Source organism: Alteromonas sp. G5_S2_22_S1 (genome assembly GCF_054968525.1).
Genome location: NZ_JBQKUJ010000001.1, coordinates 107,929 through 122,498 on the forward strand (window position 1 = coordinate 107,929; position 14,570 = coordinate 122,498).

General features: G+C 44.9%; 15 protein-coding genes. 10 read left to right on the top strand and 5 right to left on the bottom strand.

All coding sequences use genetic code 11. The features are described 5' to 3' along the window. Window positions 1–38 precede the first annotated feature (38 nt). Window positions 39–257, top strand: a complete 219-nt coding sequence (gene infA / locus ACTRWF_RS00570; RefSeq protein ID WP_008844395.1) for a translation initiation factor IF-1 — start codon at window positions 39–41, stop codon at window positions 255–257. A 180-nt stretch (window positions 258–437) separates the two neighbouring features. Here infA and clpA read toward each other — a convergent pair whose 3' ends face one another. Next, window positions 438–2,714 (bottom strand): ATP-dependent Clp protease ATP-binding subunit ClpA, encoded by a 2,277-nt coding sequence (clpA, locus tag ACTRWF_RS00575; protein WP_020743478.1) that lies wholly within the window; start codon window positions 2,712–2,714, stop codon window positions 438–440. A 24-nt stretch (window positions 2,715–2,738) separates the two neighbouring features. After that, a complete protein-coding gene (gene clpS, locus ACTRWF_RS00580; protein ID WP_014949331.1) occupies window positions 2,739–3,059 on the bottom strand; it encodes an ATP-dependent Clp protease adapter ClpS in 321 nt (106 codons plus the stop codon). 241 nt (window positions 3,060–3,300) lie between these two features. On the opposite strand from clpS, the gene cspD reads away from it, so the two are divergent. Then, window positions 3,301–3,519: a cold shock domain-containing protein CspD gene (gene cspD / locus ACTRWF_RS00585; RefSeq protein ID WP_014949330.1), complete on the top strand. Its 219-nt coding sequence runs from the start codon at window positions 3,301–3,303 to the stop codon at window positions 3,517–3,519. 536 nt (window positions 3,520–4,055) lie between these two features. On the opposite strand, the gene ACTRWF_RS00590 is transcribed toward cspD, so the two are convergent. Further along, on the bottom strand, window positions 4,056–6,275 hold the full coding sequence (locus tag ACTRWF_RS00590; RefSeq protein ID WP_015067101.1) for an NADP-dependent isocitrate dehydrogenase: 2,220 nt from the start codon (window positions 6,273–6,275) through the stop codon (window positions 4,056–4,058). Window positions 6,276–6,773: 498 nt separating this feature from the next. Here ACTRWF_RS00590 and ACTRWF_RS00595 point away from each other — a divergent pair, with 498 nt between their 5' ends. The 7 genes from ACTRWF_RS00595 (at window position 6,774) to ACTRWF_RS00625 (ending at window position 13,387) form a co-directional block, all read left to right on the top strand. Continuing rightward, window positions 6,774–7,316 carry a pseudouridine synthase gene (locus ACTRWF_RS00595; RefSeq protein WP_462834931.1) on the top strand — a complete coding sequence of 181 codons (543 nt, stop codon included), beginning with the start codon at window positions 6,774–6,776 and terminating at the stop codon, window positions 7,314–7,316. A gap of 334 nt (window positions 7,317–7,650) precedes the next feature. Beyond that, entirely contained in the window at window positions 7,651–8,778 is a 1,128-nt protein-coding gene (gene mnmA, locus ACTRWF_RS00600; protein ID WP_015067099.1) for a tRNA 2-thiouridine(34) synthase MnmA, read from the top strand. Then, window positions 8,778–9,404: a high frequency lysogenization protein HflD gene (gene hflD, locus ACTRWF_RS00605; RefSeq protein ID WP_015067098.1), complete on the top strand. Its 627-nt coding sequence runs from the start codon at window positions 8,778–8,780 to the stop codon at window positions 9,402–9,404. Before mnmA ends, hflD begins: the two co-directional genes overlap by 1 nt. Window positions 9,405–9,417: 13 nt before the next feature. Further along, on the top strand, window positions 9,418–10,785 hold the full coding sequence (gene purB / locus ACTRWF_RS00610; protein ID WP_015067097.1) for an adenylosuccinate lyase: 1,368 nt from the start codon (window positions 9,418–9,420) through the stop codon (window positions 10,783–10,785). Window positions 10,786–10,884: 99 nt separating this feature from the next. Beyond that, window positions 10,885–11,580, top strand: a complete 696-nt coding sequence (locus ACTRWF_RS00615) for an adenylate/guanylate cyclase domain-containing protein (protein ID WP_287148869.1) — start codon at window positions 10,885–10,887, stop codon at window positions 11,578–11,580. Window positions 11,581–11,752: 172 nt separating this feature from the next. Continuing rightward, window positions 11,753–12,919, top strand: coding sequence for a cupin domain-containing protein (locus tag ACTRWF_RS00620; protein WP_020743473.1), 1,167 nt, complete (start codon window positions 11,753–11,755; stop codon window positions 12,917–12,919). 9 nt (window positions 12,920–12,928) lie between these two features. Continuing rightward, window positions 12,929–13,387, top strand: coding sequence for a GNAT family N-acetyltransferase (locus ACTRWF_RS00625; RefSeq protein ID WP_462834932.1), 459 nt, complete (start codon window positions 12,929–12,931; stop codon window positions 13,385–13,387). Between the two features lie 16 nt (window positions 13,388–13,403). Here the strand turns inward: ACTRWF_RS00625 and ACTRWF_RS00630 are convergent, their stop codons facing one another. Both ACTRWF_RS00630 and ACTRWF_RS00635 read right to left on the bottom strand, forming a co-directional pair. Continuing rightward, on the bottom strand, window positions 13,404–13,820 hold the full coding sequence (locus tag ACTRWF_RS00630) for a DUF4826 family protein (protein ID WP_015067093.1): 417 nt from the start codon (window positions 13,818–13,820) through the stop codon (window positions 13,404–13,406). A 20-nt stretch (window positions 13,821–13,840) separates the two neighbouring features. After that, window positions 13,841–13,981 carry a hypothetical protein gene (locus tag ACTRWF_RS00635; RefSeq protein ID WP_023559664.1) on the bottom strand — a complete coding sequence of 47 codons (141 nt, stop codon included), beginning with the start codon at window positions 13,979–13,981 and terminating at the stop codon, window positions 13,841–13,843. A gap of 157 nt (window positions 13,982–14,138) precedes the next feature. Here ACTRWF_RS00635 and ACTRWF_RS00640 point away from each other — a divergent pair, with 157 nt between their 5' ends. Continuing rightward, window positions 14,139–14,354 carry a PGPGW domain-containing protein gene (locus tag ACTRWF_RS00640; protein ID WP_015067092.1) on the top strand — a complete coding sequence of 72 codons (216 nt, stop codon included), beginning with the start codon at window positions 14,139–14,141 and terminating at the stop codon, window positions 14,352–14,354. Window positions 14,355–14,570: the final 216 nt, after the last annotated feature.

Genomic DNA, 14,570 nt, shown 5'->3' on the forward strand with positions numbered 1-14,570 from the left:
GCGGCAAAAATTTTGAATTACTGAGGTAACTGCTTTACATGGCAAAAGAAGATTGTATTGAAATGGAAGGTACTGTGTTAGACACACTACCTAACACTATGTTCCGCGTTGAACTAGAAAACGGTCACGTAGTGACTGCACACATCTCTGGTAAAATGCGCAAGAACTATATCCGTATTCTTACTGGCGATAAGGTCACCGTTGAGATGACTCCATACGATTTGACTAAAGGTCGAATCATTTATCGCGCAAGATAATGAGCCATTTAAGCGGTAACGCATAAAAAAAGCCCGATATAATCGGGCTTTTTCATATCTGTTGCTAACTCATTAATGCTGTTTCGCATTTACTTACAATGCTTCGCTATTGTAGATAAACGCCAAAGCACTCCGAAGGCGACCTACCGCCATCCTTCGGGCACTTTTCTAAAGCAATCGCTAACTAGGCTCAGCTTCTTCAGACGTGGCGCCTACACCTGTGTATTCGAAGGTTAATTTATCTTCTACACAGTCTACTTTCACATTGCCGCCTTTAGACAACTCACCAAATAACAGCTCATTAGCCAACTCTTTCTTCAGATCGTCTTTGATGACACGTGCCATTGGTCGTGCACCCATCGCTTTGTCATAACCCTTGTCGGCCATGTAAGCACGAGCATCACTGGTTACCTCAAGTGAAACACCTTTCACGTCAAGCTGCGCTTGAAGCTCAATGATAAACTTATCTACCACTTGCAAGATGATTTCAGGGTCCAGATGATTAAACCAAATAATGCCATCTAAACGGTTTCTGAATTCAGGGGTAAATACCTTATTAATTTCCGACAATGCATCATGGCTGTGGTCTTGCTGCTTAAAGCCAATAGACTTGCGCACCGTTTCCTGCACACCAGCGTTGGTGGTCATTACAAGTACAACATTTCTAAAGTCCACTTTGCGGCCGTTGTTATCAGTTAACGTACCATGATCCATCACTTGAAGAAGAATATTGTAGATGTCGCTATGCGCCTTCTCAATTTCATCTAGAAGCACCACAGAGTATGGGTTTTTAATCACCGCGTCTGTTAATAAACCGCCTTGGTCGAAGCCCACATAACCAGGAGGAGCACCAATTAAGCGGCTTACCGCATGACGTTCCATGTATTCAGACATGTCGAAGCGCACTAATTCAACGCCCATAATCTTCGCCAGTTGCTGAGTTACTTCAGTTTTACCGACACCCGTAGGGCCAGCAAACAAGAAACTACCAATTGGTTTGGCTTCGGCCCCTAGGCCTGAACGCGACAGCAAAATAGCGTCGTTAAGCGTCTCTATCGCCTTGTCTTGGCCAAAAACAACCATTTTAAGGTTGCGACCTAGGTTCTTAAGCACTTCTTTGTCAGAGGCTGACACAGACTTCTCAGGAATACGCGCCATTTTTGCAATGATTTGCTCAATGTCACCTACATTGATGGTCTTTTTACGTTTTGAAGGCGGTAGCAAGCGTTGACTTGCACCGGCTTCGTCCATCACGTCAATAGCCTTATCTGGAAGGTGACGTTCATTAATGTATTTGGCCGACAGTTCAGCTGCCGCCTGAATCGCTTTTTGCGTAAAGCGCACGTTGTGGTGCTCTTCATAGCGACTCTTAAGCCCAAGCAAGATTTTGGTCGTGTCGCTTACACTCGGTTCTGTGACATCAACTTTTTGGAAGCGACGGGCCAGCGCACGGTCTTTTTCGAAAATACCTTGGTATTCTTGATATGTGGTAGACCCTATACAGCGAAGTTCACCGCTAGAAAGCTTAGGCTTAAGCAAGTTAGACGCGTCCATTACACCGCCAGACGCCGCACCTGCGCCAATAATAGTGTGGATTTCATCAATAAATAAAATCGCGTGCTTGTCTTTGCCTAATTCTTTTAAAATTGCTTTTAAACGCTTTTCGAAGTCACCGCGGTACTTAGTCCCCGCCAGCAGCCCACCTAAGTCCAGTGAATACACCGTACTTTCCGCAATAACATCAGGCACGTCTTCGTTCACGATGCGATAAGCTAACCCTTCGGCAATAGCGGTTTTACCCACGCCGGCCTCACCCACAAGTAACGGGTTATTTTTACGACGACGGCATAGGATTTGAATAGTTCGCTCTACTTCAGAATCGCGGCCAATGAGTGGGTCAATTTTTCCATCTTTGGCATGTTTGTTCAGGTCAGTCGCGTACTTACTTAACGCCGAACCGCCCTCTTCTCCCGACTCGCTCTCTTCTGCAGTTTCCGGGTTAACTGGATCATCGTCATCGGCTTTACTCACGCCATGACTAATAAAGTTCACTACGTCTAACCGGGTAACATCCGCTTTTTTGAGGATATATACCGCCTGAGACTCTTGCTCACTGAAGATTGCAACCAACACATTTGCGCCCGTTACTTCGTCTTTACCCGACGACTGTACGTGGAAGACCGCCCGTTGTAACACACGTTGAAAACCTAACGTAGGCTGGGTTTCCCGCTCGTTCAACTGGTCGTCTAAAATGAGTGGTGTGGTATCTTTCACGAAAGACAACAATTCGCTTTTAATTGCCTCTATATCGGCACCACATGCCTTGAGCGCATCGCGAGCAGCTGAGTTATCAAGCAATGCCAACAACAAGTGCTCAACCGTCATAAACTCATGACGGTGCTCTCTGGCAAATACAAACGCGTCATTCAACGTTTGTTCTAATTCTTTATTTAACATATCGCTCGCCCTCTACAAAAAACCTTATGCTTGCTCCATCGTGCACATCAACGGGTGTTGATGCTTGCGTGCGTACTGATTAACCTGCATCACTTTTGTCTCTGCTATCTCAGCAGTAAAAATGCCACACACGGCTTTTCCTTGATAATGAACGGTTAGCATAAGTTGGTTGGCTTTCTCAGCGTCCATATTGAAAAACTGCATGAGTACTTCAATGACAAAATCCATTGGCGTGTAGTCGTCATTGTTCAACAACACTTTATACATGGGAGGCGGCTGCGGCTTTTGTCGCTGCGCGTCTTTTTGTTTTTCCTTTTCGATACTAATAGCGTTGTCTTTACTCATAACTTAATAATAGTGGTTATCTGGGATATATGTGTACAAACTTTTGGATAAATTTATTCACATTATCCCTTGACATAATATGGTTAAAAAATCTACATTTTGTATTGTGGTGTTGGGTATTGCACTGTGATAACTATTTATAACTTCATATTAGTTACATTCAATACTCTTTCCACCCTGTCTCCGGATCTATAATGGGGGCATATACTCGTGAGTTCAAGGATTAAGAGGAAGTCGAAGTATGGCGGTTGGCAAAGTTAAATGGTTTAACAACGCAAAGGGTTTTGGATTTATCGTTCCTGAGGACGGCGGCGAAGATATTTTCGCGCATTACTCTACGATTCAAATGGAAGGCTACCGTTCGCTAAAAGCGGGACAAGAAGTGACGTTCGAAGTACAGCAAGGCCCTAAAGGGCTACACGCTGAGAACATTGGCTTCAAAGAAGAACCAGAGCGTTAGTAAAAAGAATTTATAAAGCCTGACCTTGCCGTCAGGCTTTTGCTTTTTATGCCATTTATAAAACGCAAAGGCGTACATTCGCGCCTGTGTGGATAATTGTGTCGATTATTATCTGAGCTTTTGTGTTAACTTCTATGTGAGCACGTTTTTCAATTTTTGCGTTAGCATTTGAGTAATTAGCGGCGCGCTACGTTATCTGCACGCTTACCCAAACGATACCTTCAAAGTAATACCCTGCTTAGTACAAGCACTCAAGCCCAATTCCTTAAACCCAGCCCTTTAAAAACAACTCCCTTAAAATCAACTTCTTAAAAACAATTCCTTTAAAAAATAGCCTTCCCTTTTCGATACATGTAAGCAACGCCAAGTTTTACCATTTGTATGCTAAACACGTAAGCACGTTAACGTGCCTTTGAAGGTTAAAAAAAAGCCCGCTCACTTCAGTGAACGGGCTTTTTAATGTTCATATAACGCTATTTATTACGTCATCACAGTTAAACGTTAAGACGTCATACGATCAACTGAGAAAATTGTAATTAAGCGCCAAGAATAGTTTTAAGTGTCTTACTTGGAGACATCGTTGCAAAAAGCTTATCTTCGTCTGGGTAGTAGTAACCGCCAATTTCTTGTGCACTGCCTTGAGTCGCATCAATCTCAGCCAAGATATCATCAATTTTCGCTGATAGCTCTTCATAAACTGGCTTAAACTGCGCTGCAAGATCTGCATCTTCAGTTTGGTTCGCTACTTCTTCAGCCCAGTATAGACCCAGGTAAACATGGCTACCACGGTTGTCTAGCTGGCCCGCTTTACGTAGCGGAGACTTACCATTGTTAAGCAACTTCTCCGTCGCTTTATCAAGGGCTGTAGCAATAACTTTTGCTTTGGTGTTACTGTGCTTGATAGCAACATCTTCTAGCGATACCGCTAGTGCCAGAAATTCACCTAGCGAGTCCCAGCGCAAGTGACCTTCTTCAACAAACTGCTGAACGTGCTTAGGCGCACTACCACCCGCACCAGTTTCGTAAAGACCGCCGCCCGCCATCAATGGAACAATTGATAGCATTTTTGCACTAGTACCAAGCTCGAGAATTGGGAATAGGTCAGTTAGGTAATCACGAAGTACGTTACCTGTTACTGAAATAGTGTCTAAACCGCGAAGCGCACGTTCCATGCTGTAGCGAATAGCGCGTACAGGAGACATAATTTGAATGTCTAAACCGTTCGTATCATGGTCTTGAAGGTACTTTTCAACTTTCTTGATAAGTTGCGCATCGTGAGCACGCTCGTCATCTAGCCAGAATACTGCAGGCATACCCGATTGACGTGAACGAGTCACCGCTAGCTTAACCCAATCCTGAATAGGTGCATCTTTCACCTGACACATACGCCAGATATCGCCTTCTTCAACATCGTGAGAGATAAGAACGTTACCGTCTTGGTCAACAATAGACACAGTGCCGTCAGCTTCTAGTTCAAACGTTTTGTCGTGCGAACCGTACTCTTCTGCTTTTTGCGCCATCAAACCAACGTTAGGTACCGTACCCATTGTTGTTGGATCGAATGCACCGTGTGTCTTACAGAAGTTGATAACTTCTTGGTAAATAGTGGCGTAAGTACTTTCAGGGATAACCGCTTTAGTGTCGTGCTCCTTTCCATCTGGACCCCACATTTGGCCAGAGTTACGGATCATTGCAGGCATAGACGCATCTACAATTACGTCACTTGGGACGTGAAGGTTCGAAATACCTTTGTCAGAGTTAACCATCGCAATTGGCGGACGGTCGGCGTAACACGCGTTGATGTCTTTTTGGATTTCAGAGCGCTGGCTCTCAGGTAGGTTTGCGATTTTATCGTAAACGCTACCAAGACCATTGTTAGGGTTAACACCTAGCTCTTCAAACAGGTCGCCCCATTTGTTGAATAGGTCTTTATAGAATACTTTTACACAGTGACCGAACACAATGGGGTGAGACACCTTCATCATGGTCGCTTTTACGTGTAGTGAGAATAGAATGCCAGTGTTCTTCGCATCTTCAATTTGCTCTTCGAAAAATTCGCAAAGCGCCTTTTTGCTCATGAACATGCCGTCGATCACTTCGCCAGCAAGCAAATCTACACGAGGCTTAAGGGTTTTCTTGCTGCCATCTTTGCCGGTGAACTCAATGCTCACGTGGCCGTCTTTTTCTACTGTTACTGACTTCTCACCAGAGTAGAAGTCACCGCCGCGCATGTGCGCAACGTGTGAACGCGATGCTTGAGACCACTCACCCATTGAATGCGGGTGTTTACGCGCATAATTTTTAACAGCAGTAGGCGCACGACGGTCAGAGTTACCTTCACGCAATACTGGGTTAACCGCACTACCTAATACTTTACCATAACGCTCACGAATCTTTTCTTCTTCAGCATTTTTAGGTGAATCAGGGAACGCTGGTACATTGAAGCCTTTGTCGTTTAATTCTTTAATCGTTGCACGAAGCTGAGGAATTGAGGCACTGATGTTTGGAAGCTTGATGATGTTAACGTTCGGGTCTTGGGTCATCTCACCCAGTTCAGCTAACGCGTCTGGCACTCTTTGTTCTTCAGAAAGGTACTCTGGGAAATTTGCCAAAACACGCGCAGCAAGTGAAATATCGCTTAGTTCTACGTCGATATCTGCCGCTGCAGCAAACTTCTGGATAATAGGAAGAAGTGAATACGTCGCCAACATTGGCGCTTCATCAGTCTTCGTGTAGATGATCTTAGACTTGGTCATTATATACCTCAATTTTCTCGACAGGGTACTGTCGTTTTTAGTCCATTAGGTCGCACTAACCCGCAATATTTGTATTGCGCCCACAGTCAATGCGATACGTATTTGATGTTTTCCACCACATGCTAAATCAGCATGTAGTCACTTGCTGTTTTCTTCCCCACATATTATTCAATTCCTTATGTTGGCAATATGTACCTCAAACACTAGCAACGTTTACGCTAATTAGAGATACGATGTATAAGCAAGCCGGCTTATCACTGCCAAAACTGTCTAATAATTATGCAGATGCACTCTCTTATAAAAATGGGAGCGTCCATTAGTATAGGGTCGAAAGTTTGAGTTACAAGTCATACCATTGTCTTAACACATCAGATCAATGATTTTATCGACAAAGTTAATAGCAAATGAAATTAACTGAACGTTTTTTTCTAAAGCCAAACAACGCCATTTAACGTAGAATTGCCGCGTATTTTTCAATAACAATCAAGCGAACCAGTCATGTCTTCAAACTCTCAAGTGGTGCTGTTCAATAAGCCCTTTCAAGTTCTATCCCAGTTTACAGACGCTGATGGCAGAGAAACCCTGAAAGACTATATAGATATTCCCGATGTCTACGCCGCAGGACGGTTAGACCGTGATTCAGAAGGTCTATTAGTGCTTACCAATGACGGTAAACTTCAACACAAGCTTGCCAACCCAAAAGCTAAAACCAGCAAAACGTACTGGGTTCAAGTAGAGGGTATCATGCATGAGAAAGCCATGCAGGCGCTAAGGGATGGCGTAGAACTGAAAGACGGTATGACCCTCCCAGCCAAAGTGAAAGCAATGGACGAGCCTCAAGTTTGGCCAAGAACCCCACCCGTGCGATTTAGGCAGTCGATCCCTACTAGTTGGGTATCGATTACTATTACCGAAGGGCGTAACCGCCAAGTTCGACGAATGACTGCACATGTGGGCTACCCTACACTACGCTTAATAAGATATCGCGTGGGCAGTTGGACCATTGACGGCATAGAAAACGGTAAGTACGTCTGTTTTTAGCGCCTTATTTTTGGTGTAACTCAGTTGGTTTCCCCTGCTTGCTTAACCTTGAATTTAGTAGCCTTGGCCACACTATTTAAGCGCGAACGAGGTACGCGATGTCTATCGTATATTTAATAGCAAAAGTGGATAAGGATTAAATGTGAATTAGCCTGCGTATTCTGATAAAATCCGCGACCTCGAAAACGGGCCTACAAAGTAGAGACTTTAAACGAAATTCTCCATTGATTTCGGCAGCGTTGCCATTTGATGTGGCGCACTTGCTTGGCAAGTAGCTTAAACCGTACTCAATGCTTTGATTTCTAGTGCTACAGGCTTCATTTTTATTAATCAAATGAGTGTGCAATCCATAGTGAGTGATATTGAATCTAACGCCAGCAAAAAAGTAATCGTCGGCATGTCCGGCGGAGTCGATTCTTCTGTTTCAGCCTACCTGCTTCAACAACAGGGTTACCAGGTTGAAGGCCTTTTCATGAAAAACTGGGAAGAGGATGACAACGATGAATACTGCGCTGCAGCGGAAGATTTAAAAGATGCGCAGGCGGTAGCTGATAAACTAGGTATTGAGCTACACACTATTAATTTTGCTGCTGAATACTGGGATAACGTGTTTGAGTATTTCTTAGAGGAATACAAAGCCGGCCGTACGCCAAACCCAGACATCATGTGTAACAAAGAAATCAAGTTTAAAGCGTTTCTAGAATTTGCAGCCGAAGACCTTGGCGCTGACTACATTGCTACCGGTCACTACGTGCGCCGCAGAGAGGTAGACGGCAAATGGCAGATGCTTCGCGGTTTAGATAACAACAAAGACCAAAGTTATTTTCTTTACACGCTTGGCGAAGAGCACGTTGCTAAAACCCTTTTCCCGGTTGGCGATATCGAAAAGCCATTAGTTCGCAAAATTGCTGAAGAGCAAGGTCTTATCACCCATGATAAGAAAGACTCTACAGGGATTTGTTTTATCGGCGAGCGCAAGTTTAAAGATTTTCTAGCGCGGTACCTTCCCGCTCAACCTGGGGTTATTGAAACCGCAGAGGGTGAAGAAATTGGCCAGCACGAAGGCTTGATGTACCACACACTAGGTCAGCGTAAAGGGCTACACATTGGTGGTTTGGCGAAATACGGTGACGACCCTTGGTATGTAGTTGATAAAGATGTTGCTCGCAACGTGCTTATTGTGGGCCAAGGTGCCGACCACCCTCGCCTTTACTCTAAAGGCTTGGTAGCAAAACAGCTGCACTGGGTAGATAGAAAAACGATTACAGAGCCTATGCGCGCTGTAGTTAAAACCCGTTATCGTCAGGCCGATATCCCTTGTACAATAACGCCGACTCAAGACGACACCATTGAAGTGATGTTTGATGAGCCACAAAAGGCGGTAACGCCGGGGCAATCTGCGGTATTTTATATTGATGAAGTATGCCTTGGTGGCGGTATTATTGAGAGTTATATTCGCTGATGTTAGATACCGATATAGAAAATAACCTTGCCCTCGCCGGGGTGTGTCAAGCAGCTGCACTTGTTCAGCAGCTTGCACGACGAGGCTCAGCCGATAACGAAGCACTAGAAGCAAGCTTGTCGAGTATATTGGTTACCGACCCCGATACTCCCCAGCAGGTTTTCGGCCAGCTTAATAACCTAAAAACCGGATATACGACGCTTGCTGCACAACTGTCAGATAAACAAGCCACCAAAGATACCGAGCTAACCCGCTACATTGCCAGTATTCTAGGGTTAGAGCGTAAATTAGCGCGAAAACCAAAGGCCATGAATGAACTGGGTGAGCGCATTTCACACGTTCAGCGCCAGCTTGCCCATGTCGACTTTCAAAACCCGCAAATTGTTGCCTCTCTTGCGAGTATTTACAGCGATATCATCAGCCCACTAGCCCCCCGTATTCAGGTGGCAGGCAATCCAGATTATCTAGGCCAACCCGCTACACAGCATAAAGTACGAGCACTTCTTCTTGCTGGCGTACGCGCTGCTGTAATGTGGCGTCAAATGGGCGGCAAACGAAGAAACATATTATTTAAACGCAAACACATTCTTAACAGTGCTGTAAAAGCACTACGATTAATAAACTAGTGAGGAGCTTAAGGTGGAACTGAGTCAGTTAACTGCAATTTCCCCTGTCGATGGTCGATATGCTGGCAAAAGCGTAGAATTACGCAGTATTTTCAGTGAATACGGCTTATTAAAATACCGTGTGGAAGTAGAAGTACGTTGGTTACAAATGCTATCTACTCACCCACAAATTAAAGAAGTTCCTGCCTTTAGCGACAAGTCAAATGCACTACTTGACAACATTGTGGCTGAATTTAGTGTTGAAGATGCTATGCGCATCAAGGAAATTGAGCGCACTACCAACCACGATGTAAAAGCGGTTGAATACTTCCTTAAAGAGAAAGTCGCCGACAACAGTGAGCTTTCAGCGGTAAACGAGTTCATCCACTTTGCTTGCACGTCTGAAGACATTAACAACCTTTCTCACGGTTTAATGCTCCGCGAAGCTCGCGAGACCGTTATTCTTCCTTACTGTGATAAGCTTATTGATGCGCTTGTAGAACTTGCTAAGCGCTATCAAAACGTACCAATGATGGCACGTACCCACGGTCAGCCTGCTTCGCCCACCACTATGGGCAAAGAAATGGCAAACGTAGCCATTCGCTTAAAACGCCAGCGCAGCCAAATCGCAAAGGTTGAGCTGCTTGGTAAAATCAACGGCGCGGTGGGTAATTACAACGCGCACCTGTCAGCGTATAAAGACGTTGATTGGCACGGCGTATCAGAAAGCTTCGTTACATCACTAGGCCTGACCTGGAACCCGTTTACTACGCAAATTGAGCCACACGACTACATCGCAGAAATGTTCGATGCTATCGCTCGTTTTAACACCATTCTTATCGATTTCGATCGTGATGTTTGGGGCTACATTGCACTGGGTCACTTTAAGCAAAAAACCGTAGCGGGTGAAATTGGTTCTTCTACCATGCCGCATAAAGTTAACCCTATCGACTTTGAAAACTCAGAAGGTAACTTAGGTTTAGCGAACGCAATCTTTGACCATCTTGCCGCCAAGCTTCCCATTTCACGCTGGCAGCGCGACCTGACTGATTCCACAGTGCTTCGTAATCTAGGTGTGGGTGTGGGCTATGCGGTAATTGCTTACCAAGCAACCCTTAAAGGCATCAGCAAACTAGAAGTTAACGAGCAAAGCTTGCTTAACGAACTCGATAACAACTGGGAACTACTGGCCGAGCCCATTCAAACAGTAATGCGTCGTTACGGCATAGAAAAGCCGTATGAGAAGCTTAAAGAGCTTACCCGCGGTAAGAAAGTTAATGCAGACGTTATTGCTGAGTTTATCGACAACCTAGACATGCCTGAGGCCGCGAAAACAGAGCTTAAAGCACTGTCTCCGGCGACCTATATTGGCGATGCAATCAGGCTTGTAGATCAGTTATAAGCATAACGCTTTTCCACTACACTCAAACGCGGTCGTAAAACACCGCGTTTTTTTATGCCAGTAAATAAAATACCCAATCGAACAATACAGGGCGAGCGAATGGCGTTGCACAAACCTATCGATATACCGTTACCACCCACAAACAATTGGGTTACCAAGCAGCGTGTAGAAAATACGGTTGTGATTTTTGCCGACCTTTCTGGCTTTCAGCAGTTCGCCGCTGACTATGGCGATATGACATGTATGGGAGTCGTTGAAGGCCTATTTGAAAAGTTCGACGAATTTGCCCGCCTACATCAATTAACCCCACTAAAAACTAATGGCGATCAATATATCGCCGTTGGGTTTTCGGCTCATCCGAAGCACATTCTTCCTAGCAGCTTTAACACGAATATTCATCAGCGCGCTTCACTCAAAGAATCACTTTGCCGGTCTGTTCGCGATGCTGTTTCCGCGGCATTTCACTTTGCGTGTAAAGCCAGAGACGAAGTGAATAGCCATCCACTTTTGGTATCTTCTTCATGTTATTTACGTGTAGGTATAGCGACAGGTTCCGTCATTGCAGGGCGATCATCTCGCCGCTTTGGAAATTTCGATATTTGGGGAGCGACCGTTAACCGTGCAGCCATGTTAGAGCAGTTTACGGCGCCAAACACAATTGCAATGTGTGATAGAAGCGGCTCATTATTAATAAGTCCTGAACACAATAGGCCGCTACTCCATGGCAACCACCTATTGCTTTACCCCAAGTACTTAAAAACTAAAGCAGAAGGTATTCTTGCGCATGTTTGTTAATCAATCGCACGATTTTTCACACCATACCTCGCGCGCAATTTTTTCACACCATACGCGCCGTTTTAAGGTGTAAGGTGGTAATACGTTCACCAATATTTGATAATGCCGGCAATAGCAATGTTTAGCGCTTCTCGCGTTAAACTGTACACTGACACTAAAATAATGAGACGCCATGCGCACCAACGACACTTCGTACTTTATTGATGCACAAACCGGAAAAGGGTTTGATGCCGATACTTTCCTTAAGCACTATTGGCAGCAAAAGCCGGTGGTTATTAAGCAATTTTTCACAGATTTTGACGACCCTATCGATGAAAACGACCTTGCCGGGCTCGCACAGGAATCTGAGGTGGATGCAAGAGTGATCAGCAACGTGCAGGGAAACTGGCATGTTGAACAAGGGCCCATTACTGACTTTGACCATGCCTGTCAGGGCAAGTGGACACTGTTGGTTCAAGGTGTAGACAAGTACGTGCCAGATGTTGCGCCCATTTTATCGCCCTTTTCATTCGTTCCTCACTGGCGTTTAGACGATTTAATGGTGAGTTTTGCAACGAACGGCGCTGGGGTTGGTGCCCACATCGACCAGTACGATGTATTTCTTGTTCAGGGAAAAGGAAAGCGTCGTTGGCGTGTCGGTCAACCTGGTGATTATAAAGAGGTCTTTCCTCACCCTAAACTTCGACAGATTGAACGTTTTACCCCAGTTATTGACGTTGTAGTGGAACCCGGCGATGTGATCTACGTGCCGCCAGGTTGGCCTCACGACGGCGAAACAGTGGAAGATAGTTTGACCTACTCAGTAGGCTATCGCGCTCCGGACAACCTTCAGCTAGCAGAGAGTTTAGCGATGATGCTGGATAAAGGCGCGCACAACTATCGCTTTACTGATATTGGGCGTACACACCAAAATAACCCGGCGTTGGTGAGCACAAGCGATATCGCAGCCCTCAAACAACAGCTCATTGACGCAATTAACGGTGAAGATTTTACCCTTGCTCTATTAGAAGCGATGAGCGAACAAGGTATTCCAGAGTACCCGTTAGATAACGAAGTTAACCTAGAGCAGGTTTCAAACGACCTAGCCGCGGGTATGAGCTTTGCACCTGCCCCTGGGGTTAGAGCGTTACTTTGCGACGGTAAGCGAGGCCTACCTCGTGCGCTCTATGTAAACGGTAGCCAATTTACTTTCGCTAAAAATGACCAAGAATGGTTTGAAGTGCTGGCATCAGGGTCAATTTTGAACGCAACATGTTGTCAGGATGCACCGTCTTTTACATTTTTAGAAACCTTAACTACACTTATCAATAATGGTTACTGGGAATGGTTCGAGGGATAACAGTCACGTATGACGTTTACCGTAAAGAACGTCGATTGGGAGAAGGATAAACATCGACTAAAAGCACTAAGGGAACACGTATTCGTTTTGGAATGGCGCGTTCCCGAGGCCAGTGAATTCGATGAACACGACAGTTCAGCGTGTCAGGTGTTAATTGTTGATGCTAATAACGACCCCATCGCTACCGGGCGCCTAACAACAAAAGGGGAACTTGGCCGCATAGCCGTTAAGCGCTCTTACCGAACTTTACACGTATACCGCGTGCTATTTAAAGCGTTGTTGAAAGCTGCAAAGCAAAACAACCTTCCCATTATCAAGGTAGTGTGTAACTTAGAAAGTGTCTCTTACCACAAGTCTCTTGGTTTTATTCCTGATGGTCAGGTATTTATGGATGCTGGGGTGCCTCGACAGCGTTTAAAATGCCCGGCAGAGCGATTCCCTCTGCCAGACGTAACCCAATTGCATTAAGGCGAGTAAAACGTTATTAAGCCCACAAATCGGGTGTATTTTGCATAGCGAACAAGCTTTCAGCGCGGTTAATGAGTAATGCGCCAAACGCTTTTTGACTATCGTCTGCCCCTTCTGCATTAATCAAATTCTCAGCTTTTAACTGCCAATGCATAGCGAAATGACGCAGCACATCTTTCGCATCTGCAGCATTGTCGACTGACGTGTAATCGGTAGGTAAATCTCCGCTAATTACCCAGTATTGTTTGCCGTCCATTGCTCTTATCTTCCACACCGCAAGGTAAGGCATTAAATAGCGACTTTCTTCTGTTGTGACTGAGTCAAACAGTACGCCATTTTCTGCGAGAAACTTATTGGCTTTCTGAAACTGTTCTCTTACCCATTCTGCGCGCTGTTCTTCGCTGACTGGTTGGTTTTCTTGTTGTTCTGCCATAACTGCTCTCTTTCTTATCGTTATAAATCGCCTGCACAAATATGCGAAGCGCTTTTTCTCATAGGCATTACGCAAGCTTCTAATGCCCTTGCATGTCTTTCTTTGTACTTTATTTCTGGGTAGCGATCCACCGTAATTAAGCGGTTATCTTCGCTTTTCATATCAAGTGGCTACTTATTCATCAATAGCTCACTGCGCTGCTGTACGCAACGTGATGTAACAACGGCACCATACAAACATTTACAATTATTTTATTGGCAAATACGCCAATTTCACTCACACTGTTGTTCTTACATTTAAGAACGAGCGTTCACTTTCATGCGAATAGTTAGACTTACATTAGGGGCTATCTTGTTTATTGGCGGGATCGTTCTAACGCTTCTTCCTGGCTCAATCTTACTCGTTGTCGGTGGGCTAATGCTGTTAAGCTATGACTGGCCCCGCGCTAGAGGCTGGCTAAAATACAGTCAAAAAACCATGACCACGGGGGCGCGAAAAATCGATCGCTTCTTGCTAATGAGAAGACTTCGTTAAATTCGAATCTCTTACTTTTCGTAAACCAGTCTTACCCCTATTCAACGGGCTGCTTCTTTCGCATTTTTCCATAACCTCTGACACCATTTAGTCGCAGCCTGCTAGCAGTTAAACTTATGTATATGCGTATTCGTATAATGCGTGTTAACGTAATCTTAATTATAAATAGCGAAGCCTTTAATAATAAAAACAGTGGCAAATATCCTAGTATGCGCA